Origin of the sequence: Plasticicumulans acidivorans, assembly GCF_003182095.1 — a bacterium.
Taxonomy (GTDB): Bacteria; Pseudomonadota; Gammaproteobacteria; order Competibacterales; family Competibacteraceae; genus Plasticicumulans; species Plasticicumulans acidivorans.
The window spans coordinates 242,351-266,923 of the sequence record NZ_QGTJ01000001.1 but is presented as its reverse complement, the minus strand read 5'-3'; the positions used below and the strand labels follow the sequence as shown (position 1 = coordinate 266,923).

Here is a 24,573-nt window from a genome sequence, read left to right as displayed (position 1 = left end):
TGTTTTTATAATATATACCTGCATGTTACGTTGCCGTCCAAGTCACGGGAGTCGGCCCAGCGACTCATCCTCGTCTACGGTTCGGGAAACGTACATGTACCTCTACGATCAATACGATCAGACACTTGTCGATCAGCGCGTCGAGCAGTTCCGCGGCCAGGTGGCGCGTTATCTGGCGGGTGAGCTGGCCGACGACGAATTCCGCCCGTTGCGTCTGATGAACGGCGTCTACCTGCAGACGCATGCCTACATGCTGCGCATCGCCGTGCCCTACGGCCTGCTGTCATCCGCACAGCTGCGCATGCTGGCGCACATCGCCCGCACCTGGGACAAGGGCTACGGGCATTTCACGACACGCCAGAACATCCAGTTCAACTGGCCGGCGCTTGAGGACGTACCGGACATCCTCGCGGCGCTGGCCAGCGTGCAGATGCATGCGATCCAGACCAGCGGTAACTGCATCCGCAACGTCACCACCGATCACCTGGCCGGCGTCGCCGCCGATGAACTGGAGGATACGCGCGTCTGGTGCGAGATCATCCGCCAATGGTCGACGCTGCACCCGGAGTTTTCGTATCTGCCACGTAAGTTCAAGATTGCCGTCAGCGGCGCACAGCGCGATCGCGCGGCGGCGCAGGTGCACGACGTCGGTCTGTATCTGGTGCGCAATGCTGCCGGCGAAACCGGTTTTCAGGTGCTGGTCGGCGGCGGGCTCGGGCGTACGCCGATCATCGGCCAGACCCTGCGCGAGTTCCTGCCCAAGCAGGATCTGCTGAGCTACCTGGAAGCGATCCTGCGCGTCTACAACCTCGAAGGCCGGCGTGACAATCTCTACAAGGCGCGCATCAAGATCCTGGTCAAAGCGCTCGGCATCGAGGAGTTCGCCCGTCGCGTCGAGGCCGAATGGGTGCAGATCCGCGATTCCGCGCTGACGCTGACGCAGGCCGAGATCGACCGCGTCGCCGCCTGCTTCGTGCCGCCGGCCTATGACACCGCTGCGCAGCAGGATCACAGCTGGAGCGAGCAGCGCGAGGCCGATGCCGGTTTCCGCCGCTGGCTGGCTCGCAACACCGTCGAGCACAAGCAGCCGGGCTACCGTGCGGTGTTCGTTTCGCTGAAGACCTTCGGTGCGGCGGCGCCGGGTGACATCAGCGCCGGGCAGCTCGACGCCGTCGCCGATCTGGCGGATCGCTACAGCTTTGGCGAGGTGCGCTCGACACACACGCAGAATCTGTTGCTCGCCGATGTGCGCCAGGGGGATCTGTACGCGCTGTGGCAGGTGCTCGACGCGGTCAATCTGGCGACGCCGAACATCGGCACGCTGGCCGACATCGTTGCCTGCCCGGGCCTCGATTACTGCAGCCTGGCCAATGCCAGCGCGATTCCGGTGGCGAAGGACATCCAGGCGCGTTTCAGCGACCTCGATTACCTGTATGACCTCGGCGATCTGCGCCTGAACATCTCCGGCTGCATGAATTCCTGCGCGCACCAGCATGTCGGCCACATCGGCGTGCTCGGCGTCGATAAGAACGGCGAGGAGTGGTACCAGATCACCGTCGGCGGCAATTCCGGCAACGATGCCTCGCTCGGCGAGGTCATCGGGCCGTCAGTGGCACGCGCCGATGTCGCTGCGACCGTCGAGCAGCTGATTGCCGTCTACGTCGAACAGCGTGAGCCCGAGGAGCGTTTCCTCGATACCGTGCGCCGCATCGGCGTGCGCCCGTTCAAGGAGCGGGTCTATGGCGCGGCCAGGCCGCGCAACCCGTCGCTGGAGCATGCACATGCCTGAGCTGATCAAGAATGGGCGCCTGATCGCCGACCGTTTCATCAGCGTCGATGCCGACGCGCCGCTGCCGGACGGGCCGCTGATCGTGCCGCTGGCGCGCTGGCAGGCGCAGCGCGAGGCTTTGCTGGCGCGCGGGCAGGCGCTCGGCGTCCAGGTGGCGAATACCACGGCGGCGGCCGAGCTGGCGGCGGATCTGCCGCATCTGGCCGTCGTCGCCATCGAGTTCCCGAAATTCGCCGACGGTCGCGGCTACACGTTGGCGCGACTGCTGCGCGAGCGTTTTGCCTATACCGGTGAGATCCGTGCCGTCGGTGCGGTACTGCGCGATCAGCTGTTCTTCATGGCTCGCGTCGGTTTCGATGCGTTCGCGCTGCGGGAAGATCAGGATGCCGAGGCGGCCTTGCAGGCATTCTCCGAGTTCAGCGTCCGCTACCAGCCGGCTGCCGACGAGCCGCTGCCGCTGTACCGCCGCCGCTGATCTTGCGGCGCCCATAAAAAAAGCCCGGCCAGTGCGCCGGGCTTTTTTGCGTGCAGCGGTGGTCAGTCGGCCATCACTGCCGTCAGCGAGTCACCGCTGAACCAGAAGTAGGCGAGCACGGCGACGCCGAGGACGATGCGGTACCAGGCGAAGGCGACGAAGCTGTGCTTGGAGATGTAGGCCAGGAACAGCTTGACGACAAAGAAACCGGAGAAGAACGCCGCGATGAAGCCGACGCTGAACATCGGCACGTCGGCGACGGAGAGCACGTCGCGCGCCTTGTACAGGGAATACAGCGTCGCTGCGATCATCGTCGGGATTGACAGGAAGAACGAGAACTCCGCCGCCGCCGGGCGTGACAGTCCGCATAGCAGCGAGCCCATGATCGTCGAGCCTGAGCGCGAGGTGCCGGGCACCAGCGCGAAGCACTGTGCAACGCCGATCAGCAGCGCCGTGCGTGGTGTGATGTCGTCAGTGTTGTTGACGGTCGGCTGCGTCTTGCGCGCCTCGATCAGCATGATGATGAAGCCGCCGACGATCAGGGCGATGGAGACGGTGATCGGATTGAACAGGTGGGCTTTGATCGCCTTGTTGAAGGCGAGGCCGATGACCGCCGCCGGCATGAAGGCAATCAGCAGATTGGTGATCATGCGCTGCGAGGCGCGTTCGCTGCCGAGTGTGCGCAGCACGTGGGCGATGCGCTCGCGGTAGTACCAGATGACGGCGATGATGGCGCCGAGCTGGATGAAGATTTCGAAGGTCTTAGCCCGCTCGCCGGTAAAGTTCAGGAAGTCGGCGACGATGATCTGATGGCCGGTGCTGGAGACGGGCAAGAACTCAGTGGCGCCTTCGACCAGGCCGAGAATCAGGGCTTTCAGTAGTTCCAGGGTTTCCAAGACGACTCCTTGTGTTGAATGGTGCGCTGCGCAATGAGGTGCGCCATTGTAGACACAGCGCTCCTTAACGCCACCTTGTCCTGACGGCGGGGCCGTCCTGCGTCATCTCCAGATAGCCCTCGCCGAGGCGCCGGCCCTGGGCGTCGGTCACGCTGACCGCGCCTTCCCAGTAGTGCACGGACAGGCGCATCTCCTGCTCAGCGAGCTTGGGTACGACCTGTACGTCGATGCCGGCAGCGGGTACGGCGAGATGCCAGCCGGCCGGGTAGCGCAGTCCGCTGTACGGGCTGCGCCACTCGCCGCGAGCTTCGAGGGTGAGGTCCGTGGAGTGCAGGTGGCGCAGTATGCCCGCCGCTGAGCTCAGCGTGCCGGCGGACAAAGGATCGCTGCTGCCGTCGCTGCGCCGCAGGCGGTAATACATCAGTTCGCGGCCGTCGTCGAATTGCAGGGCGAACCAGTCCCAGCCGCTCTGCCCGCTGCCGAGGGCACTGGTACTCCATTCGCGGTCGAGCCAGGACTGGCCGCTGACGGCAAAGCGCTGGCCGTCGAGTGTCAGGGTGCCCTGCGTCGCCAGGCGCGGAACCGAGTAGTAATAAGAGGCGTTGCCGGGTTCGGCACTCTTGCGGCTGAGGCCGTCGTCACCCTGCAGCACGATCGCGCGCACGGGCTCCAGCGTCAGCTGCAGCGTGACGTCTTTGGCCGCTGCCTGCAGGTGCCAGCGCGGATTGGCTCCATCACCGGCTTCGATGCGCCAGTCCTCCAGCCAGATCGCCAGCGGGGTGGTCGTTGCCCCGGCGAGTCCGAGCGCCGCCCGGCTGTAGCGCTCGAAGCCGAGGTGGCGCGCGGCGCCCAGATCGCTGATGGCGAAATGTCCCATGTACACCGTGTGCGTGCGCCAGGCGGAGTCCTCTGCGGGTGCGCCCGGAGCGATGGCGATGCGAAACAGCGTCAGCTGGTAACCGAACGCCCGGCCGGCCGGGTCGCGCAGATTGCCGGTGAAATACCACCACTCATTGCGAAAATCTGGATGTGCCGCATGATCCGCCGGAAACACGAAGGACCGCGGGGCGTAGGCACGGGCATAGCCTGCACTGCTGGCCGAACCGAGGGCATCGCCCACCTCGATGGCCGCCACCGACGAGCTTGCCGGCGCGGGCTGCAGAAGTGCGCGCAGTGCCAGCGCCGCGCATACCACGAGCAGCAGAATGGCTGCGCGCCAGTGTTTCATCTCACTCTTCATGCAGTGTCCGCGCCGCCGGTGTCCGCGCCAGTTGCAGGGCGGGATAGATACCAGCCAGCAGCGCGGCCAGCACGGCCAGCAGCAGCGTGCTGAGCAGGGTCTCGGCACTGATTTCGAAGGGCAGACTCCAGCCGAAGGCGCGACGGTTGATGACTGCGGTCAGCATGTAGGCCATGCCGAGGCCGAGCGGCAGAGCCAGCAGACCGGCCGCCAGACCGAGCCAGCCACATTCCAGCAACAGCAGGCGCAGCAGCTCACCGGGCATCAAACCGAGTACGCGCAGGATCGCAAATTCGCGTCGTCGCTCGATGGCCAGAGCCAGCAGGCTGCCGAGCACGCCGGCGACGGCGACGGTCAGCGCGATCACGCGCACCAGCGCCGTGATGCTGAAGGTGCGGTCGAAGACGGCGAGCGAGGCAGTGAGGATTTCCGCGGCGGAGCGGAAATCCAGCGCCTGCAGCGGTGACAGCTGCGCGGCCAGCGGACCGAGTACCTCGCCGGTCGGCGTACCCGCCGTCAGGAACAGGCCGGCTGAACCGGGGCGATCGTCGGCGAAGGCGCGGGCAAAATACGGGCGTGCCAGCAGAACGCGACCGTGTTCCGAGCCGTAGTCGCGAAAAATGCCGGCGACGCGCAGGCGCAGCGGACCGTGGTCGCTGGCGAGCGTGAGCTGGTCACCGACGCCGAGCTGCGCATGCCAGGCCAGCGGCTCGGAAATCAGCACCGCGCCGTGATCGAAGGCCGCCCACGCTGCGGCCATCTCGCCGGAGATCAGCTGATAGCCGGCGCGCGCCTGCGGTGGTGCGTCGAGCGCGATCAGTTGCACGCTGCGTTGGCCGCTGCGCGTCTCGACCCGCTGGTAGGTGGCGACCGCGGCGACGCCGGGGCTGGCCTGCAGCCGCTCGACTACGCCCGGCGCCAGCGGCACCGCCTGATGATTGCCGACGGCCGCTTGCGGCTGCACATAGATGTCGGCCTGCAGCAGCTGGTGCAGCCAGTGTTCGACGCCACTGCGGAAGCTGTCGATCATCACCGCCATCGCCAGTGCCGAACCGAGTGCGACAGCCAGGGCGACGACGGCGATGGCTGTGCGCTGCCGGTGGCGGTCGATATCGCGCAGGGCCAGCCGCCACAGCAGCGAGCGCCGGAGCAGCGGCAGCGGGTGCAGCCGCCGTGTCAAGCAGCGCAACGCGTCCGGCATCACGAGGACCGCGGCGGTGACCAGCAGCGCGAGCGCGAGGAACCCGGCGGGCAAACCACGGCTGCCGGCAATGATGACGAGGGCTGCGCCGATACCCGCAAGCGCCAGGAGCAGCGGTCGGACGCGGCGTTGGTCAGCGCGAGCCTGATGCTCGGGTGCGCGCGAGTGCAGTTCGCGCAGGGCTTCGCGACCCGGCCAGCAGGCGGCGAGCAGGGTCGCGCCGAGGCCGAGGAGGGTGACCTTGAGCAGCGTGACAGACGTGAGTGTCAGCGTTGCTGTCGCGAGCGGGTAATAAAGGTCGTCGACGGTGCGCACGAACAAGGGCAGTACGCCGTGTCCGAGCCACAGGCCGATCACACCGCCGAGCAGCGTGCCGAGGCTGCCGAGGATCGCTGCTTCCACCGCGATCAGCCCTGCCAGTTCCCCGCGGGTGACGCCGAGTGCGTACAGGCGTCGGTACAGCGTCCGCCGCCGGGTGACGACAAACTGCATCGTGCTGAAGATCAGGAAGGCGCCGATCAGCAGCACCAGCAGGCTGAGCGAGGTGAGGTTGAAATCGAAGGCGCTGCTCAGTTGCGTCACCTGTTCGTTGCGCTCCCGCTGTGAGCGCAGCGTGAGGTCGGCAGGCAGCTGCGTGCGCAGGTGCTGAGCCTGACGGTCGTCGAGCTGTAATTCGATGCGTGACAGCCAGCCGCCGCGGCCGAGGATTACCTGAGCGCTGGCGATGTCGGCGAACAGTCGCGAGCCGGGGATATCGATCACCCCGGCGAGCGGCAGGCGGTGGCTGCGCTCGGCAGCGCGCAGCGTGAGCGTGCCGTCCGCCGCATGCGGCAGCGAGTGCGCGAGCTGCGTGCTGACCCAAACCCCATTGTCCGCAGGCGAAAACGAGCGAGATGCCTCCGACGCTACACGCAGGCGGCCGAAGCCGAGTTCGGCGATTGGGTCGAGGCCGATCAGTTCGCACCAGCGGCCATCGGTTTCGAGCTGAACCCAGCCGCTGACGACGGGGGCACTGTCACGTATGCCCAGCTCGATGCGCAGCGTTCGGTAAAAGGCTTCGGGTACGCCGGCTGGCCCGCCTTCAATGACGTAATTGGTATGGCCGCTCAGGGTTTGAGTCGAGCGTTCGAAGCTTGCGCGGGCGCTGATCGAGGCGATTTGAACCGCGAGCACGGCGGCGACGCCGAGGGCGATGCCGAAGATGGCCAGTGCGTTCAGCAGCGGGTGCTGCGACAGCTCGCGCAACATGGCGCGCAGCAGCAGTCTCATGCCGGGCAGATTTCGAGCCGACCAGCGACGAGTTTCAGTCGACGATCGGCGACAGCTGCGACGCTGGCGTCATGGGTGACGATGAGCACCGCTGACTGATGCTCGCGGGCCAGCTCGATCAACAGCTGCAGTACGCGTTGCCCGCTTTCAGCATCGAGACTGCCGGTCGGCTCGTCAGCCAGCAGCAGTGCAGGGCGGTGCACCAGCGCGCGCACGAGGGCGACGCGCTGCTGCTCGCCACCGGACAGTTGCGCCGGCCATGCATGCAGGCGCGCGCCCAGCCCGACGGCGTCGAGCAGCGCATGCAGTCGTGTGGTGGTGGCAGCATCGTCGAGACCGTTCAGTTCGAGCGGCAGGCGTGCGTTCTCCAGGACGCTCAGCGTCGGAACCAGGTTGAAGAACTGGAAAACGAAGCCTATGGCACGCCGTCGCAACCGGGTGCGAGCCGTCTCATGGATGCGATCGAGCGGGACGCCATCCAGGCAGACCGTGCCCTCGTCCGGGGGCTCAAGGCCTGCCGCAAGATTGAGCAGCGTCGATTTTCCCGTCCCTGACGCTCCCAGCAAGGCCACGATTTCCCCGTGGGCGATGTGCAGGTCAACGCTGTGCAATAGGGGGCGGGCACTGCTACCCTCGCGCACGGCTTTACTGACGCCCTGCATTCTCAGGACCTCAGTAGCGGAATTCTTCACGTTTTGTTTCATGCAGGTGTCGGCAGTCGGTCGAGTGGCCGGTGCATGCGACCGTTTGGCACTAAAGCTGATGGCGGTCATATTTATGAGTAGAGCGTAACAGCAATTCACGGCTGTTTTAGCCACTTTCTGTCGACATCTTTTCGCGGTCTTTGAAATACTTAGCGGCAATTCGGTGCAACGTGTCCGGACAAGGTGGTGAAATGGGCGTCAGGGGAGCGACTTCGCGACGTAGGGCGGCGGTAACCTTGGTCGCGGCGACGATCTCGGTCGGGTTGGCCGGTTGTGCCAGTGATGGTGACCTGCCGGTACTTCCGAGCTCAGGGAACTATGGATCGCAGACGACTGATCCGAGCAAGTACGACTACATCATCGGTCCGGGCGATTCCGTGCAGATCTTCGTCTGGCGCAATCCGGAAGTATCACAATCCGTGACCGTGCGGCCGGATGGAAAAATTACAACCCCGCTGGTCGAGGATCTGCAGGCGAGTGGCAAGACGCCGACGCAGCTCGCGCGCGATATCGAGAAGGTCCTTGAAACCTACATTCGCCAGCCGATCGTCACGGTGATCATGGGCGGATTCCTTGGACCGTACTCTGAGCAGATTCGCGTTGTCGGCGAGGCATCGAAGCCTCAGGCGCTGCCGTACCGGGAAAAGATGACGCTGCTTGATGTCATGATTGCAGTTGGCGGATTGACACAATTCGCTGACGGTAACCATGCGAAGATTGTGCGTATCGTCGACGGCAAGCAAACGCAATATGAGGTGCACATTGATGATCTTCTCAAGGACGGAAATATCAATGCCAATGTGGACATGCTGCCGGGCGACATCCTGATAGTACCTGAGTCTTGGCTGTAGCTCTGAAGACTCCAACGCAACGCACGCGGTCTAAATCAGCATGCATGACATCGTTGAACTTATTTTCACTTATCTCCGGGCGATATGGCGTTATCGCTGGTATGCACTGATCATTGCCTGGACCATCAGTCTTGGCGGCTGGTTTGTCGTGCACAGAATGCCGGATCAGTATGTCGCGTCGGCCCGGGTTTATGTGGATACGCAATCGATATTGCGCCCCTTGCTGCGTGGTTTGGCCGTCGATGTCAATCCTGATGCGCAGATTCAATTGATGACGCGCACCCTGCTGAGTCGGCCCAATCTGGAAAAAGTGGCGCGTATGACTGACCTTGATCTGCGCGCCCGAGATAATGCGCAGATGGATGCGCTGCTCGACCGTTTAGCCAAAAAAATCTCATTGCAGACAGCTGGCAGAGAAAATCTTTATTCGATCGGATTCGAAGATAAAGATCCAACTTTTGCCAAAAAAGTCGTGCAGTCATTATTGACTATTTTTGTTGAAAATGCGCTCGGTGAATCGCGGCAGGATTCGGATAGCGCCCAGCGTTTCCTCGACAAACAGATTGCAGAATATGAGGCGCGTCTATCGGCTGCAGAAGAACGGCTTAAAGCCTTTAAACGTCAAAATGTTGGCCTGATGCCCTCATCGGCGGGCGATCACTTCGAGCGCATGCAGCAAGCTGCGACCGAGCTGTCCGCAGCGGAATTAGAGCTGAAGCAAGCGGAAAATCGCCGCGATGTGCTTAAGCAGCAAGTCGATGGCGAGCAGGCGACTTTTGGTATCGGCCCGAAAGGCACGATAGCGAATAATGTTCCCAGTATTACGGAAGCGGCGCCAGTCGACGGGCGTATCAGGGCCATGGAGGAGCGCCTGGATCAACTATTGCTGCAATACACCGATAAACATCCGGATGTTATTGCGGTCAGGCAGACATTGGATGAATTGCGTAAACAGCGCGCTCAGGAATTAGCTTCCATTAATAGTGCAAAGTCGACGACGATTGAGGCCAGTGGTGGCGATAGCGGAAATTTGCTGTATCAACAGATCATGTTGGCGTTGAGTAATGAAGAAGCTAATGTGGCGAGTTTGCAGGTGCGTGTTGATACATTTAAAAAGCGTTTGGCAGAAATGCAGGGGCTGGTTAATAGCGTGCCTGAAGTCGAAGCGCAATTTAAAGCGCTCAATCGTGATTATGATGTGACGAGACAGAATTATGACCAGCTGCTTTCTCGTCGAGAGTCAGCGAGAATTTCGCAGCAGGCGGGGCAAACCAGTGAAGATATTCGTTTCAAGGTTATCGATCCTCCGCGCGTGCCCAATGAGCCGAGTGGACCGAATCGCCTTGCGTTGATGTCCGGTGTATTCGTCGCCGCTATCGGCGCAGGTATTGTGGTTGCCTTCCTTATGTCGCAGCTGCGTCCGACATTCGATAACCGACGGATATTGGCTGATGTGACGAATTTCCCGGTATTGGGAACTGTCAGTGTAGTGATTTCGCCCGCGGCAATCCGTCACCAGCGTATCAGCTTGGCCGGATATGTCGGTTCGAGTACTTTGCTACTGCTGGTTTATGGGGCGCTGCTGATTGCGCAGCTGACTGGACATCGTCTGCTGTAACAGCTCTGGGACGTTATCAATATGGATACCATCGAAAAAGCCATAGAGCGTTTGTCCAGACAAGGCGGAAACGTTCCAGTGGAAACACCTGTGCCTGCCGGTGCCACGGAGCTGCACGCTTCTGGACCGTTGTCGGAGACGCCGGCAGTGGATCCAATTGTGGCGGCTGAGGCTCGTGTGCCTGCCAAGCAGGAGCCGAAAAATCGGGAGCCGGCCACGATTCTTCATGGCGTCAAGCGTACCCGCCGTTCGGTTACGCTGGACCTGCAGCGTATTCGCGATGCTGGCATGGTTGTCCCCGATGGAAATCGAAGCCGGATCAAAGAAGAGTATCGGCACGTAAAACGGCCATTATTGTTGAATGCATCAGGGAAAGGTGCGGCGGTTCGGGAGAACCCGAACGTCATCATGGTGACGAGTTCACAACCCGGCGAAGGCAAGACATTTACGTCGATCAATCTGGCACTCAGCATCGCAGCCGAGCGTGACCGCACCGTATTGCTGGTGGACGCCGATGTGTTAAAACCCACTGTGTCAAAGTTTTTTGGTGTGGAAACGGGGCAGGGGTTGGTCGACTTTTTAATCGATGACACGCTTGATCTTGCTGATGTACTGGTCGAGACGAGTGTTCCGTCGTTGACTCTGTTGCCGGCTGGTAACGGCCACCATTTGTCTACGGAATTGCTGGGCAGTGAGTCTATGCATGCTCTTGTCAAGGAAATGAGCACGCGGTACTCGGACCGCATCATCATCATGGATTCGCCGCCATTACTGGCGACAACCGAGGCGCGAGTGCTGGCTGGACTGGTAGGGCAGTTGATCATGGTGGTAGAGGCTGAGCGGACGCGTCAGTCGATGGTCAAGGAAGCGCTCGCATTGCTTGAGCCAGACATGACCGTGGGCTTTGTGCTGAATAAGTCCAGGGGCACGCTTGGTAATGATTACTATGGCCCGTATTACTACGCATATGGCGAGGCTGGGCGTGAGTAGTAATGGCACACGCCGGGGGGCGTTAACAGGAGCTTTGCTGATCGTCAGCTGCAGTGGGAGCTGTGTAGCAGGCGACTGGACTTTTCGCCCCCTTCTTTCCTTCAGTGAAACGCTGAGTGATAACGTAACGCGTGGAGACGAGGGTAAGGGTGTCAGCAAAGGTGACCTGATCACAGAAGTGACGCCTGGTTTCTCGCTGTCTGGCACGGGATCTCGTGTACAGGCAGATATTTATTATGAATTGGCAGGAATAAATTTCTTACACGATAGTTCCCGTAATTCATTGAATAATCGGTTGTCGTTAAATAGTACGCTGGAGTTGCTTGATAGTCGATTCTTTTTAGATGCGCGAGCATCGTATTTTCAGGTTGCCAACTCGCCAAGCAGTACCACTTCTTCAGACAGCATAGGATTGTCAGGGCAAGCATCTGATATTGGCACACTTTTTCTTAGCCCATATTGGAAAGAGCGATTTGGTGGAGTCGCTGAATCTCTATTTAAATTGACTCTCGGGCGTACTCAGACAAGTAATAATAGTGACGGCGGTGCTTCATCGTCGTCCCTCATGAGCAATAGTGATACTCGCGGACTCTCTTGGAATATTGGTTCAATTGCCGGGACAGGCCGACTGAGTTGGCAGGCGGCGTTCAATGACGAGGTGACTTCTTATGACGATGGTCAGCCTGATGACAAACGTCGCAACTCTGCTTTCGATACCCGATGGCAATTAAATGAAGACTGGTCGTTGCTCGGGCGCTTAGGCAACGAACAGAACACACTCAGTGATTCAACCAGTAATGATACCAATGGCTCGTATTGGAGTGGTGGTGTCGGCTGGACGCCAAGTCGTTATCTCGGTGTCGATACCTATTACGGGTCGCGTGACAAGGAGGTAAGAGTTAAATGGAACCCGACAGAGCGGACGGCACTGGATGTCAGTTGGAGAGATCGCAGCGTCGGCTTGGTTACAGGTCCAAGTTGGGCGATGAATTTTTCGCAGAAAACAGCCAACAGTGTCTGGACTGCAACGTATAGCGATGAAGTGACTACCCAGCAGTCTTCGGCTCTGCAAAACGGTGGATATTTTACGTATGTTGACCCGACAACGGGTCAGGCGATTTATCTTGATCCGACGACCGGTCAGTTGATTGCGCGAGATCAGTCATTCGGTTTGCGAAATGGAACGTATGAAACAAAACGCTTTGAATTGAGCACTACCTATTTCCGCGGCCATTCACAAATATTTGGCCGAGTCTTCCACGAAGATCGGAGCTATTCCGATGGCACGGGAGATGGAACTTCATACGGAGCCGACGCTTCGTGGACATGGCAGTTCGCGCCGCGCACACGCTCCACCGTCGGTGTGACATGGCAGAAAGTGAACGACCAGACGACTGACACGACGAGCAGCACTGGCAGTGGATCGGGGGATGGTTATCTGAGGGGGCGCGTGGGTCTTTCACATGACCTCTCTGCGGACGCTAGCGCTGCTGTGGAGTATCAGCACATTTCGAGTGATGGAGGTAGCGGCGTAGGAAGCGGCTCATCTTCATCCGCTTACGATGAAAACAGGCTCACGCTGTCATTGAACATGAGGTTTTGACGTCGTGTATACGCAGTACTACGGGTTCTCTGCAAAACCATTTCAGTTGAGCCCGGATCCACGTTTTTTTTTCGGCAGTAGCGGACACAAACGCGCACTCGCGTATTTGCGTTATGGGCTCAGCCAGGGGGAAGGATTCATTGTTGTGACCGGTGGCATCGGTACTGGCAAGACTACCCTTGTGCGCAGTCTCTTCGCTGAACTGGATCCGACACGGGTGGTTGCGGCGCAGCTGGTAACGACGCAGCTGGAGGCGGACGACCTGCTGCGTATGGTGGTGGCATCGTTCGGTCTGGCGCACGAGTCGGTCAGCAAAGCGTCGTTGCTGAAGTATTTCGAAGATTATCTGCGCAGTTGCGCGCGCGATGGTCGGCGGGTTCTGCTGATTGTTGATGAAGCGCAGAACCTGCCGCCGCGTTCCTTGGAAGAGCTGCGCATGCTCTCCAACTTCCAGGTCGGCGAAAAACCCCTGCTGCAGAGCTTCCTGCTCGGCCAGGAGGAGTTCAGATCGACTCTGGCCTCGCCTGGACTGGAGCAGTTGCGCCAGCGCGTCATTGCGTCGTGCCACCTGAGCCCACTGACTGCAGAGGAGACCCGTCGTTATATAGAGCACCGGCTGCAGGTAGTCGGTTGGAAGGGTAACCCGGCGTTTACTGATGGTGCTTTTGCGGCCATACACGATTTCACGCGAGGGGTGCCGCGGCGTATCAACGTGTTTTGCGACCGCGTGCTGCTGCATGGTTTTCTGGAGGAGGCGGCGGAGTTCAATGAGGACGTCGTACTGGCGACCCGTCGCGAATTCGGGCAGGAAGTCGGAGCACCCTCGGTCGCAGCAGCAGCCCCCACTATGTCTCTGGCTCCGCGGACAGCTGCGGTGCCGGCAGCCGCTGCGGTTGCTGTCCCGTCCGAACCCATCATCGATGAACGCCTGGAACGTATCGAGCGGGCCGTAAACGGCTTGTTGCTGGCGCAGAGTTCCGGTGGCAGCCAGGAAGAGATCGGGCGTCGGCTCAGTGAGCTTGAGCCAACCGTCGCTGCTTTGAAGGAAGGCTTTGTAAGGCTGACGGAGGTGCTTGAGCATTTGAACGGTGCTCAGCGCTCTACCCACTGAATGTGACGGAATTCAGGGGAGTGCAGGTCAGGCTCCCCGCTTGCAAGGAGTCAGGTGATGTCAGCGGGTCCGCTCACCAATGCGATGACGGTGGACGTGGAAGATTATTTCCAGGTCTCGGCTCTCGCTCCATATATCCCGCGTGCTGAATGGGATGCCATTCCCCGACGAGTTGGGGTCAACACGCATCGTGTGCTTGATCTGTTTGCCGGCGCTGGCGTGCACGCGACGTTTTTCGTCCTTGGCTGGATCGCGGAGCGTCATCCTGATGTGGTCAGACGCATCGTGGCTGAGGGGCACGAGCTGGCCAGCCATGGATACGAACATGTGCGTGTGATTCACCAGTCGCCCGAGCAGTTCCGCGAGGATATCCGGCGGACCAAGGCTCTGCTGGAGGACCTCGGTGGTGTCGGTGTCCGTGGTTATCGCGCGGCCAGTTACTCGATCGGCGCGAGTAACCTCTGGGCGCTGGAGGAGCTGCAGGCGGCAGGCTATGTCTACAGTTCGAGTATTTTTCCCGGCAAGCACGATCTTTATGGCATGCCGGACGCCCCGCGTTTCCGCTTTACCCCGGAGAACGCCCCCGAGCTGACGGAAATTCCGATCACCACGGTCGATCTGTTCGGACGGCGTCTGCCTGCGGCGGGCGGCGGGTTTTTCCGGCTGTTCCCGTATGCGGTTTCGCGCTGGCTGCTGTCACGGGTCAATCAGCAGGATGGGCAGGCGGGCCTGTTCTATTTCCATCCCTGGGAGATCGATCCGCGGCAGCCACGTCAGCATGGCATCGACCTGCGCACACGTATCCGTCACTACCTGAACCTGGAACGGACGGAAAGTCGACTCAAGCACCTGCTGCGAGATTTCCGCTGGGACCGTATGGATCGCGTTTTTCGTATTGGGGAGGCTGTCTGATGACTACGATCGTGACCGGCATGGCCACGACCGCACCGCCCGGCGTGCATCTGCTGACCCCTGCAGACCACGATCGCTGGGACGCCTTCGTGATCGGTCATGCCGAGGCAACGTTCTTCCATCGTGCAGGCTGGAGTCTGGTGCTGGAGCAGGCCTTCGGCCACCGGGCTTACTTTCTCTATGCTGAACGCGATGGCGTGATTACCGGCGTACTGCCGCTGGGGCACGTGAAAAGCCTGCTGTTTGGCAACGCGCTGATTTCCGTGCCGTTCTGCGTTTACGGCGGCGTCGTGGCACTCGATGCGGATTCGAAAAATGCGCTGCTCGCAAGAGCGTGTGCACTCGCGGAAGAACTGCAGGTCGATTACCTCGAATTGCGGCACCGGCGCCGTCAGTGCCCCGACTGGCCGAGCAAGAGCGAGCTGTACGTCACGTTCCGCAAAGCCATCAGCGGTGATGACGAGGCCAATCTGAAGGCGATTCCGCGCAAGCAGCGGGCGATGGTGCGCAAGGGCATCGAAGCCGGCCTGCAGGGTGAAATGGATGACGGCGTCGAACGATTATTCGAGGCCTATTCGGAGAGCGTGCGCAATCTCGGCACACCGGTTTTCCCGAAGCGCTACTTCACTGTTTTGCGCGAGGTATTCGGCAAGGACTGCGACGTCCTCAGTATCACCAAGGACGGACAGCTGATCGCCAGCGTGCTGAGTTTCTACTTCCGCGATGAAGTGTTGCCTTACTACGGCGGGGGTACGGCTCATGCGCGTGACGTCAAGGGCAACGACTTTCTGTACTGGGAGTTGATGCGCAGGGTGGCTGCGCGCGGTTACCGTCTGTTCGACTATGGTCGCAGCAAGGTCGGCACCGGTTCCTACAGTTTCAAAAAGAACTGGGGCTTCGAGCCGGAGCCTCTGCACTACGAGTTTCACCTGGTGCGGGCCAAGTCCCTGCCGGACATCAATCCACTGAATCCGAAATACCGCCTGTTCATCGCCACCTGGAAGCGTCTGCCGCTGTGGGCCAGCAGACTGCTTGGGCCGTTGATCGCGCGTAGTCTGGGTTAGAAGAGGCGAGGGTAGGCATGGATGATCTGCTGCTCCTCGTGCACCGGATTCCTTATCCCCCGAACAAGGGTGACAAGATCCGCTCGTTTCACCTGCTGCGCTTCCTGGCACAACGCTACCGGGTGCATCTCGGGGCTTTCGTTGATGATGCGCAGGACTGGGCTCACCAGCAGCGTCTGCAGGATTGCTGCACTGACATCTGCCTGATCGGACTCGATCCCCGGCGCGCGAAACTGCGTTCGCTGACCGGGCTGCTGAGTGCCGAGGCGCTCAGTGTCGCCTATTACCGCAACGCCGCCATGGCCGCCTGGGTCAAGAGCAAGCTCGCGGCCGGTATCCGCCGGGTCGTGGTGTTTTCCTCGGTGATGGCGCAATACGTCGAGCACGAGGCGGATGACGTCTGCTGCATCGTCGATTTCTGCGACGTCGACTCCGACAAGTGGCGACAGTACGCCGCGGCTAAATCATGGCCTCTGAGCTGGCTGTATCGGCGTGAAAGCGAGCGTTTGCTCGCCTTCGACCGGCGTATCGCAAGTGTCAGCCGCGCGGCGTTGTTCGTCTCCGAGGGTGAGGCGGCGCTGTTCCGCCGCCTGGCACCAGAGTCCGCTGAGCATACCGATTGCTGGCATAACGGCGTGGATACGGCATTTTTCGACCCGGCGCTGAGTTTCGATAATCCATTTTCTGCAGATGCCGCGTCGCTGACCTTCACCGGGGCAATGGATTACTGGGCCAATGTCGATGCCGTCGTCTGGTTCGCGCGCGAGGTGCTGCCGCGCGTGCGTGAGGTGATTCCGTCTGCCCAGTTCTGGATCGTCGGTGGCCGCCCGACCGCGGATGTGCGTGCGCTGGCTGCGCTGCCGGGCGTCCACGTCACCGGCGGTGTGCCCGATGTCCGCCCTTACGTTGCTCACGCACAGGCCGTTGTCGCTCCGCTGCGCATTGCGCGCGGAGTACAGAACAAGGTGCTCGAAGCCATGGCGATGGCCAAGCCGGTGCTGGCCACTCGTGCGGCGATGGATGGCATCGAGCCCAATCCGGCCTTCGATGCGCTGGTTGCCGACAGTGTTGATGATCTGGCCGCCCGCACGGTCGCGTTACTGCACGAAGGCGATGTCGGTGGGCTGGGGACGCTGGGGCGCCACTGGGTGGAGGCGCACTACAACTGGGAGCGCAATCTCGCGTCCCTCGCACGCTGGCTGCAGCCGGGACAGGAATCGTGGAACGAGGAGCAATGATGAGTCGTGCGCCGGCGCTGGATACTGTGCCTGTTCTTGCGCCGGCCTGGCGCAGGGCACTGTCGCTGTTTGCCTTGGCGGTGCTGGTGCAGACGGCATTCTATTTCAATACCGCTGCCGGTATGGCCGAGATCTGGTGGCGTTCCGAAACTTTTGCCCACGGTATGCTCGTCGGTCCGATCGCGCTGTTCATGCTGTATGAACGGCGCGCGGAAATTCTCTGCATTTCCCCGCATCCGGTGCCTGCGGCACTGGGTGCGCTGGCATTGCTGGTGTTCGGCTGGCTGCTGGCCGATATCGCCAGCGTCAACGTCGTCAGCCAGCTCGGTTTCGTGGCAATGCTGCCCGTACTGGTCTGGGCCTTGTGCGGCGGATCGGTCGTGCGCGCAGCGGCATTTCCGCTGGCATATCTGTTTTTTGCGGTGCCGATGGGGGAGGCACTGGTTGCGCCGCTGCAGGATTTCACCGCGGTATTTACCGTCCACGCGATTCGTCTGACGGGCGTGCCGGTGTTCGCCGAAGGGCGCTATATCTCCATTCCGACTGGCAATTTCGAAGTGGCGGAAGCCTGTAGCGGCATCCGTTACCTGATTGCATCGCTGGCGCTGGGTTGCCTCTACGCCTATCTGAGTTACCGCTCGATCTGGCGACGACTGGCCTTCATTGCGTTGGCGGTGGTGGTGCCGGTGATCGCCAACGGTGTGCGGGCCTATGGCATCGTCATGATCGCCCACCTCAGTGGCATGAAATACGCCACAGGCTTTGATCACCTGATCTACGGCTGGCTGTTCTTCGGGCTGGTGGTGTTCCTGATGTTTGCCGTCGGCCGCTTGTGGCAGGAGCGTGATCCGCCGCCACCACCGCGAGTGATGGCAACGGCGGTCAGTGCCACGGATGCACGGCGTTTCGTCATGGTGTTCGTGGGGGCGTGCGCCGTCCTGGCACTCGGACCGCTGGCGAGTCTGCGCCTGGCCCAGGTCAGTGTGCCGGCGGTGCATGTGCTGCAGGCACCCGTGGTCCATGGCTGGAGTGATTCGGTGCCCAGCGACTGGGCCATCCGTTATGCCAATGCCGACGCCACGCTCAATGTGCGCTACACGCATGGGCAGGCGCAGCTCGCTTACGTCGTCGCCGCCTACGCGCATGCGCAGGAGCAAAGCGGGCTGATCAGCTCGGTCAACCTGCCGTATGACAAGCCGTGGATCCAGGCATCGAGTGCGGTAAGAGAGGTGCAGCTCGGCAGTCGAACCTTACAGGTGCGAGAGCTGCGCCTGGTCAATGGTTCGCACTATCGCCGGGTCTGGTTCTGGTACGACATTGGCGCACAACACACCGTGTATCCGATAGTGGGGAAATTGCTGCTGGCGTGGAATGCCCTGCGCGGCGCGCCACAGATTGGTGCCGTGCATGTCCTGTCGGTCGACGAGGCGGGGGGGGAGATGCAGGCACGCGAGACGCTGCAGTCATTCCTGCAGGCTGCCTGGCCGGCCATCGAAGCGGCGCATTCCTCGTGAGTACGCCGATGGCTGCGCCGCTGATCGCGCACGTCGTCCACCGTTTGACCGTCGGCGGTCTGGAAAACGGCGTCGTCAACCTGATCAACCACATGCCGGTCGAGCACTATCGGCATGCGGTCATCTGCCTGACCGATCACACCGACTTCGCCCAGCGCATCCGCCGCCCGGATGTCGAGCTCATCGACCTGCATAAGCATCCCGGCCAGGATCTCGGCCTGTATCGGCGCCTGTTGACGACGCTGCGCCGCCTGCGACCGGCGATCGTGCACACACGCAACGTCGGGACGCAGGAGGCGCTTGCCGTCGCCTGGGCGGCGCGCGTGCCGGGGCGAGTGCACGGCGAGCACGGCTGGAACGGCCCCGGCCCGCAGGCCGAGCCGCCGAGCCGGCACCGGCTGCGGCGCTGGCTGCGGCCGTTCGTCGGCGAGTACATCGCCCTTGGTGGCGAAATCGAGCGCTACCTGCAGCAGCAGATCGGTGTGCCGGCGGCGCATATCAGCCGCATCTACAACGGTGTCGATACCGAGCGTTTCCACGCCGGTGACGCGGCGCGGCGTGCGCTGCTGCCGGCAGGCTTCGTGGCGGATGACAGCCTCGTCATCGGCACTGTCGGTCGCATGCAGAACGTCAAGGACCAGCCGACGCTGGCCCGGGCGTTCGTCGAGCTGCTCGGGCGCGAGCCTGCGGCGCGGGCGCGACTGCGGCTGCTGATGATCGGCGCGGGAGAACTGCGCGGTGAGGTCGAGGCGATCCTCACGGCGGCCGGGGCGCGCGAGTTGGCCTGGCTGCCGGGCGAGCGCGCCGACGTGCCCGAGTTGCTGCGCGCGCTCGATGTCTTCGTGCTGCCGTCGCGCGCCGAGGGGGTTTCCAACACCATTCTGGAGGCGATGGCGACGGCGTTGCCGGTGGTTGCCACCGACGTCGGTGCCGCCGCCGAGCTGCTGATCGACGGCGAGACCGGGATGCTGGTGCCGCCCGCGGCGCCTGGCGTGATGGCCGAGGCGATCGCCGCCTATCTGGACGATGCCGAGCTGCGCCGGCGGCACGGTCAGGCGGGGCGGGCGCGCATCGAGAGCAGCTTCAGCATGGCGGCGATGGTCGAACGCTACCTGGCGGTCTACGAGCGCGCGCTGGCACGCGCGTAAGCCCGTATTTCCACGCTGAATTGACGTAAGCGTCAAGCCTTCCTAGGCTGCGGTGGAGCGGCCCCACAAGGGCCGTTTTCCACCGATGACTAGCACGAGTCCGTCAGCGATCCTGCGGCCGGGAAGCTTCATTGGAGCCACGTGAGCGCCCGCCGGCCACGTGTGTTCTCCGGTCTTGCGCCGGTTGTCCCGACCCGCGATCGCAGTACGACTACGCTCGACTGCAGGTGCGTGATCCGCACCCACGCCGCCCGGGAGACCGCCATGAATCTCGCCCACGTCAGCCTCGACGACAAATACGCCCTGGACAGCGGACGCGTGTACCTGACCGGTACGCAGGCTCTGGTGCGCCTGCTGCTGATGCAGCGTGCCCGCGACCGCGCCCACGGACTGAATACGGCAGGCTTCGTCTCCGGCTATCGCGGCTCGCCGCTGGGCGGCCTGGACCAGGCGCTGTGGAATGCCCGCCGTTTTCTCGACGCCGCACAGATCCGCTTTCAGCCCGGCCTCAATGAAGACCTCGCCGCGACCGCGGTCTGGGGCTCGCAACAGGTCGGGCTGTTTCCGGGCGCCCAGTACGACGGCGTGTTCGGCCTGTGGTACGGCAAGGGGCCGGGCGTCGATCGCAGCGGCGATGTCTTCAAGCACGGCAACCTGTTCGGCACGGCGCGCCACGGCGGCGTGCTGGTGATCGCCGGCGACGATCACGCCAGCAAGTCCTCGACGCTGCCACATCAGAGCGAATACGCGTTCATGGACGCGATGATGCCGGTGCTCAACCCGGCCGGCGTGCAGGAAATCCTCGATCTCGGCGTGTTCGGCTGGGAGCTGTCGCGCTACTCGGGCGCCTGGGTGGCGCTGAAAACCATCGCCGAGACCGTCGATTCCTCGGCCAGCGTGCAGGTCGACCCGCTGCGCGTGCAGATCGTGCAGCCCGAAGATTTCGAGTTCCCGACAGAAGGTGTGCACGGCCGTTGGCCGACGCGGCCGCTGGAGCAGGAATTCATCCACCAGAAGTACCGTTTATATGCGGCGCTGGCCTTTGCCCGCGCCAATCGGCTCGACCGCATCGTCATCGACAGCGCCGAGCCGCGTTTCGGCATCGTCACCACCGGCAAGAGCTATCTCGACGTCATGCAGGCGCTCGAAGACCTCGGCATCGACGAGCGCGAGGCCGGGCTGATCGGTCTGCGCGTCTACAAGGTCGGCATGAGCTGGCCGCTGGAGCGCGATGGTGTGCGTGCCTTCGCCCAGGGCTTGGAGGAGGTGCTGGTCGTCGAGGAAAAGCGCGCGGTCATCGAGAACCAGTTCAAGGAGCAGCTCTACAACTGGCGCGAAGACGTGCGCCCGCGTGTCATCGGCAAATTCGACGAGAACCGCCGCTGGATCCTGCCGTCGACCGGCGAGCTGACGCCGGCGCAGATCGCCCGCGTCATTGCCGAGCGCATCGCGCGCTTCCATACCAGCGAGCGCATCCAGCGCCGCCTGGCTTTCCTCGAAGCCAAGGAGGCGGCGCTGGCACAGCCGCGCGAGCTGATCGAGCGCGTACCGCATTTCTGCTCCGGCTGCCCGCACAACAGCTCGACGCGCGTGCCCGCGGGCAGCCGCGCGCTGGCCGGTATCGGCTGCCATTACATGGTGACGTGGATGGACCGTGCCACCGACACCTTCACACAGATGGGCGGCGAGGGCGTGACCTGGATCGGCCAGGCGCCGTTCACCAGCACGCCGCATGTGTTCCAGAACCTTGGCGACGGCACATACTTTCATTCCGGCCTGCTGGCGATCCGCGCGGCGATCGCCGCCAAGGTCAACATCACCTACAAGATCCTCTACAACGACGCCGTGGCGATGACCGGCGGCCAGCACGTCGACGGCACGCTGACGGTGCCGCAGATCACGCACCAGCTCTACGGCGAGGGCGTGCGCCGCATCGCCGTGGTCAGCGACGCCCCCGAGCAGTTCAGCGTGCGGGCGGCGTTCGCCGAGGGCTGCACCTTCCATCATCGCGACGAGCTCGACGCCGTGCAGCAGGAGCTGCGGGCGCTGCCGGGCACGACGGTGATCGTTTATGTGCAGACCTGCGCTGCGGAAAAGCGCCGGCGGCGCAAGCGCGGCGTGATGATCGATCCGCCCCGGCGCGCTTTCATCAACAGCGCGGTGTGCGAGGGCTGTGGTGACTGCGGCGAGCAGTCGAACTGCCTGTCGGTGGTGCCGCAGGAAACGCCGTTCGGCCGCAAGCGCATGATCGATCAGTCGAGCTGCAACAAGGATTTCTCCTGCGTCAAAGGTTTCTGCCCGAGCTTCGTCACCGTGCACGGCGGCCGGCTGCGCAAAGGCCGCACCGCCGCGGGGGCCGAGTGGACGCAGTCGCTGCCCGAGCCGGTACTGCCGGCGTGTCAGGCGCCTTACGGCATCGTCATCACCGGCGTGGGCGGCACCGGCGTGGTCACCATCGGCGCGCTGCTCGGCATGGCCGCACACCTCGAAGGCAAGGGCGTGTCGGTGCTGGACATGACCGGGCTGGCGCAGAAGTACGGCGCCGTCGTCTCGCACGTGCGCATCGCCGAGCGCCCCGAGGCGATCCACGCCGTGCGCATCGCCGCCGGCGGTGCGCGGCTGCTGCTCGGCTGCGACCTGGTGGTTGCCGCCGGCGCCGAGGCCCTGTCGAAGCTCGACGCCGAGATTTCGCAGGCGCTCGTCAACAGTCACGAGTCGATGACCGCCGGCTTCCTGCACAACCCGGACCTCAGTTTTCCGGCCGGAGGCATGCGCCAGTCGATCGAGGCGGCGTGCGGACAGGCGGAATTCATCGATGCCACCGACATCGCTACGGCGCTGCTCGGCGATTCGATCGCCGCGAACCTGTTCATGCTCGGCTTCGCCTGGCAGCGCGGCTTGATTCCGTTGTCGGCCGCCGCGATCGAACGGGCGATCGAACTCAACGGCGCTGCCGTCGAGGCCAATCAGGCGGCGTTTCTCTGGGGCCGCCGGGCTGCGGTCGATCGCGGCGCGGTCGAGCGCCTGGCGCGGCCGGCACAGGTGGTCGAGCTGCAGCGGCCGCAGACGCTCGATGAGCTGATCGCCTGTCATGCCGAGCACCTCAGCGCCTATCAGGACGCGGCTTGGGCGGCGCGCTACCGCCGCGTCGTCGAGCGCGTGCGCCGTGCCGAAGCCGCGTTCGGCAGCGAGCGCCTGAGCCGTAACGTCGCGCGCAGCCTCGGCAAGCTGATGGCCTACAAAGACGAGTACGAGGTGGCCCGGCTGTTCAGCGACGGCCGCTTTGCCGCGCAGCTGGCCGCGACCTTCGAGGGCGACTACCGGCTGGAATTCCATCTGGCGCCGCCGCTGTGGGCGCCTCGCGATCCGCTCAGCGGACTGCCGCGCAAGCGCCGCTACGGCGCGTGGCTGATGACCGCTTTCGGCCTGCTGGCCAGGTTCAAGCGTTTGCGCGGCACGCGCTTCGATCCCTTCGGCTGGACCGCCGAGCGCCGTGGCGAGCGCCAGCTGATCGACGATTACGAAACCCTGCTCGATGAGCTGCTGCGCAGCCTCGATCGCGACAATCTCGCGTTGGCCTGTGAACTGGCGGCACTGCCGCTGCAGATTCGCGGCTATGGCCATGTCCGCGCGGCCCAGCTGGCCACGGCCAGGGCGCGCGAAGCCGAACTGCTGCAGCGCTGGCGTCAGCCGCTGCCGGCGCATCGCGCCGCCTGAGCGCACGGCGCCGGCGCAAGGCAGTCAAAGCCACGGTGAGCGACCGGCGATCCCGGCGCTCACCCGATACACCGCAGCGTCATCCGCTGCGGTGATGACAAAAGCAGGAGGAGCGGAGATGAGCGTTTTTTCACATTCTGAGTTTCACGATCACGAGCAGGTGGTGTTCTGCCGCGACGCCGCCAGCGGCCTGCGCGCGATCATCGCCATTCACAGCACGCACCTCGGCCCGGCCCTCGGCGGCATCCGCATGTATCCCTATGCCAGCGATGAAGACGCGTTGACCGACGTGCTACGCCTGGCGCGCGGCATGAGCTACAAGGCCGCGCTCGCCGGTTTGCCGCTCGGCGGCGGCAAGTCGGTGATCATCGGCGATCCGCATCGCGCGAAGACGCCGGCCCTGCTGCGGGCGATGGGGGAGGCGATCGAGCGCCTCGGCGGGCGTTACATCGGCGCCGAGGATTCCGGCACCGCGGTCGCCGATCTCAAGGTCATGAGCGAGACCACCGATCACGTCTGCGGTACGCTGGACAAGGAAGGGCTCGATGGTGGCACGCGCTCGGGCGATCCGTCGCCGGCGACGGCGCTCGGCGTGTTCCTCGGCATCAGGGCGGCGGTGCAGCACGCCCTCGGCCGGGATGAGCTGCACGGCGTGCGCGTGGCGATTCAGGGCGTTGGCAATGTCGGCCGCCGGCTGGGTCGCTACCTGCACGATGCCGGTGCCGAGCTGGTGGTCTGCGACAGCTGGGGGCCGAACCTCGACCGGGCGGCGACCGAGCTCAACGCGCGTGCCGTCGAGCCCGAGGCGATCTACGCGCAGGACGTCGAGGTGTTTGCACCGTGCGCGCTCGGCGCCGTGCTCAACGATGTGACCATCCCGCAGCTCAAGGCCCGCATCGTGGCCGGCTCGGCCAACAACCAGCTCGCCGAAGCGCGTCATGGCGAGTTGCTGAGGCGGCGCGGCATCGTCTACGCGCCGGATTATGTCATCAACGCCGGCGGTCTCATCGATGTGTTCCATGAGCGTGAGCGTGTTTTTGATACCGATTCTTATATCATCATGGATGAATTTACACTTAATACCTCCAGTCATGACAGCACCATCGATGGCGTTCACCGCATCCCGCAAACTCTGAGCGCCATCCTCGAACAGGCCGAGCGTGAACAGCGCTCGACGCAGGCTGTCGCCGACAGCATCGCCGAGGACAGGCTGCGCGGCTAACATCCACGGCC

18 protein-coding genes are annotated in these 24,573 nt (G+C 62.9%); 14 read left to right on the top strand and 4 right to left on the bottom strand.

The window, feature by feature from the left end; all coding sequences use genetic code 11:
* Nucleotides 1-94: 94 nt before the first annotated feature.
* On the top strand, nucleotides 95-1,789 hold the full coding sequence (locus C7443_RS01110; RefSeq protein WP_110016732.1) for a nitrite/sulfite reductase: 1,695 nt from the start codon (nucleotides 95-97) through the stop codon (nucleotides 1,787-1,789).
* Nucleotides 1,782-2,264: a DUF934 domain-containing protein gene (locus tag C7443_RS01105; protein ID WP_110016731.1), complete on the top strand. Its 483-nt coding sequence runs from the start codon at nucleotides 1,782-1,784 to the stop codon at nucleotides 2,262-2,264. The genes C7443_RS01110 and C7443_RS01105 overlap by 8 nt, the downstream gene beginning before the upstream one ends.
* 62 nt (nucleotides 2,265-2,326) lie before the next feature.
* On the opposite strand, the gene C7443_RS01100 is transcribed toward C7443_RS01105, so the two are convergent.
* The 4 genes from C7443_RS01100 to C7443_RS01085 all read right to left on the bottom strand — a co-directional run bounded on the left by C7443_RS01100 (nucleotide 2,327) and on the right by C7443_RS01085 (nucleotide 7,574).
* Complete coding sequence (locus C7443_RS01100) at nucleotides 2,327-3,160, bottom strand: undecaprenyl-diphosphate phosphatase (RefSeq protein ID WP_110016730.1); 834 nt, start codon at nucleotides 3,158-3,160, stop codon at nucleotides 2,327-2,329.
* Between the two features lie 64 nt (nucleotides 3,161-3,224).
* Nucleotides 3,225-4,388, bottom strand: coding sequence for a lipocalin-like domain-containing protein (locus C7443_RS01095; protein WP_246004490.1), 1,164 nt, complete (start codon nucleotides 4,386-4,388; stop codon nucleotides 3,225-3,227).
* Nucleotide 4,389: 1 nt separating this feature from the next.
* Nucleotides 4,390-6,870, bottom strand: a complete 2,481-nt coding sequence (locus C7443_RS01090; protein ID WP_110016728.1) for an ABC transporter permease — start codon at nucleotides 6,868-6,870, stop codon at nucleotides 4,390-4,392.
* Complete coding sequence (locus tag C7443_RS01085; RefSeq protein ID WP_211346130.1) at nucleotides 6,867-7,574, bottom strand: ABC transporter ATP-binding protein; 708 nt, start codon at nucleotides 7,572-7,574, stop codon at nucleotides 6,867-6,869. Before C7443_RS01085 ends, C7443_RS01090 begins: the two co-directional genes overlap by 4 nt.
* 191 nt (nucleotides 7,575-7,765) lie before the next feature.
* Between C7443_RS01085 and C7443_RS01080 the strand changes: the two genes are divergently transcribed.
* From C7443_RS01080 to C7443_RS01025, 12 genes are all read left to right on the top strand, one after another.
* Nucleotides 7,766-8,425, top strand: a complete 660-nt coding sequence (locus tag C7443_RS01080; RefSeq protein ID WP_110016726.1) for an XrtA/PEP-CTERM system exopolysaccharide export protein — start codon at nucleotides 7,766-7,768, stop codon at nucleotides 8,423-8,425.
* Between the two features lie 40 nt (nucleotides 8,426-8,465).
* A complete protein-coding gene (locus tag C7443_RS01075) occupies nucleotides 8,466-10,043 on the top strand; it encodes an XrtA system polysaccharide chain length determinant (RefSeq protein ID WP_110016725.1) in 1,578 nt (525 codons plus the stop codon).
* A 21-nt stretch (nucleotides 10,044-10,064) separates the two neighbouring features.
* The gene (locus C7443_RS01070; protein WP_110016724.1) at nucleotides 10,065-11,033 is read left to right on the top strand and encodes an XrtA-associated tyrosine autokinase; all 969 of its coding nucleotides are present in this window, start codon (nucleotides 10,065-10,067) and stop codon (nucleotides 11,031-11,033) included.
* A gap of 34 nt (nucleotides 11,034-11,067) precedes the next feature.
* A complete protein-coding gene (locus tag C7443_RS01065) occupies nucleotides 11,068-12,636 on the top strand; it encodes a TIGR03016 family PEP-CTERM system-associated outer membrane protein (RefSeq protein WP_170123438.1) in 1,569 nt (522 codons plus the stop codon).
* Between the two features lie 4 nt (nucleotides 12,637-12,640).
* A complete protein-coding gene (locus tag C7443_RS01060) occupies nucleotides 12,641-13,747 on the top strand; it encodes an XrtA/PEP-CTERM system-associated ATPase (protein WP_110016722.1) in 1,107 nt (368 codons plus the stop codon).
* A gap of 57 nt (nucleotides 13,748-13,804) precedes the next feature.
* Nucleotides 13,805-14,659 (top strand): XrtA system polysaccharide deacetylase, encoded by an 855-nt coding sequence (locus C7443_RS01055; protein WP_246004489.1) that lies wholly within the window; start codon nucleotides 13,805-13,807, stop codon nucleotides 14,657-14,659.
* Nucleotides 14,659-15,723 carry a FemAB family XrtA/PEP-CTERM system-associated protein gene (locus C7443_RS01050; protein WP_425467060.1) on the top strand — a complete coding sequence of 355 codons (1,065 nt, stop codon included), beginning with the start codon at nucleotides 14,659-14,661 and terminating at the stop codon, nucleotides 15,721-15,723. The genes C7443_RS01055 and C7443_RS01050 overlap by 1 nt, the downstream gene beginning before the upstream one ends.
* A 17-nt stretch (nucleotides 15,724-15,740) precedes the next feature.
* Nucleotides 15,741-16,961 carry a TIGR03087 family PEP-CTERM/XrtA system glycosyltransferase gene (locus tag C7443_RS01045; RefSeq protein ID WP_110016721.1) on the top strand — a complete coding sequence of 407 codons (1,221 nt, stop codon included), beginning with the start codon at nucleotides 15,741-15,743 and terminating at the stop codon, nucleotides 16,959-16,961.
* Nucleotides 16,961-18,475, top strand: coding sequence for an exosortase A (xrtA, locus tag C7443_RS01040; protein ID WP_170123437.1), 1,515 nt, complete (start codon nucleotides 16,961-16,963; stop codon nucleotides 18,473-18,475). The genes C7443_RS01045 and xrtA overlap by 1 nt, the downstream gene beginning before the upstream one ends.
* Entirely contained in the window at nucleotides 18,472-19,623 is a 1,152-nt protein-coding gene (locus C7443_RS01035) for a TIGR03088 family PEP-CTERM/XrtA system glycosyltransferase (RefSeq protein WP_425467059.1), read from the top strand. The genes xrtA and C7443_RS01035 overlap by 4 nt, the downstream gene beginning before the upstream one ends.
* 264 nt (nucleotides 19,624-19,887) lie before the next feature.
* Nucleotides 19,888-23,340 carry an indolepyruvate ferredoxin oxidoreductase family protein gene (locus C7443_RS01030; RefSeq protein WP_110016718.1) on the top strand — a complete coding sequence of 1,151 codons (3,453 nt, stop codon included), beginning with the start codon at nucleotides 19,888-19,890 and terminating at the stop codon, nucleotides 23,338-23,340.
* A gap of 118 nt (nucleotides 23,341-23,458) precedes the next feature.
* Nucleotides 23,459-24,562, top strand: a complete 1,104-nt coding sequence (locus C7443_RS01025; protein WP_110016717.1) for a Glu/Leu/Phe/Val family dehydrogenase — start codon at nucleotides 23,459-23,461, stop codon at nucleotides 24,560-24,562.
* The last annotated feature ends 11 nt before the right edge of the window (nucleotides 24,563-24,573 follow it).

What these genes read in the sequence shown, in the direction of transcription:
- C7443_RS01110 (WP_110016732.1), top strand. Translation starts at nt 95, where the DNA reads ATGTACCTCTACGATCAATACGATCAGACACTTGTCGATCAGCGCGTC.
- C7443_RS01105 (WP_110016731.1), top strand. Translation starts at nt 1,782, where the DNA reads ATGCCTGAGCTGATCAAGAATGGGCGCCTGATCGCCGACCGTTTCATC.
- C7443_RS01095 (WP_246004490.1), bottom strand. Translation starts at nt 4,388, where the DNA reads ATGAAACACTGGCGCGCAGCCATTCTGCTGCTCGTGGTATGCGCGGCG.
- C7443_RS01090 (WP_110016728.1), bottom strand. Translation starts at nt 6,870, where the DNA reads ATGAGACTGCTGCTGCGCGCCATGTTGCGCGAGCTGTCGCAGCACCCG.
- C7443_RS01085 (WP_211346130.1), bottom strand. Translation starts at nt 7,574, where the DNA reads ATGAAACAAAACGTGAAGAATTCCGCTACTGAGGTCCTGAGAATGCAG.
- C7443_RS01080 (WP_110016726.1), top strand. Translation starts at nt 7,766, where the DNA reads ATGGGCGTCAGGGGAGCGACTTCGCGACGTAGGGCGGCGGTAACCTTG.
- C7443_RS01075 (WP_110016725.1), top strand. Translation starts at nt 8,466, where the DNA reads ATGCATGACATCGTTGAACTTATTTTCACTTATCTCCGGGCGATATGG.
- C7443_RS01070 (WP_110016724.1), top strand. Translation starts at nt 10,065, where the DNA reads ATGGATACCATCGAAAAAGCCATAGAGCGTTTGTCCAGACAAGGCGGA.
- C7443_RS01055 (WP_246004489.1), top strand. Translation starts at nt 13,805, where the DNA reads ATGTCAGCGGGTCCGCTCACCAATGCGATGACGGTGGACGTGGAAGAT.
- C7443_RS01050 (WP_425467060.1), top strand. Translation starts at nt 14,659, where the DNA reads ATGACTACGATCGTGACCGGCATGGCCACGACCGCACCGCCCGGCGTG.
- C7443_RS01045 (WP_110016721.1), top strand. Translation starts at nt 15,741, where the DNA reads ATGGATGATCTGCTGCTCCTCGTGCACCGGATTCCTTATCCCCCGAAC.
- xrtA (WP_170123437.1), top strand. Translation starts at nt 16,961, where the DNA reads ATGAGTCGTGCGCCGGCGCTGGATACTGTGCCTGTTCTTGCGCCGGCC.
- C7443_RS01030 (WP_110016718.1), top strand. Translation starts at nt 19,888, where the DNA reads ATGAATCTCGCCCACGTCAGCCTCGACGACAAATACGCCCTGGACAGC.
- C7443_RS01025 (WP_110016717.1), top strand. Translation starts at nt 23,459, where the DNA reads ATGAGCGTTTTTTCACATTCTGAGTTTCACGATCACGAGCAGGTGGTG.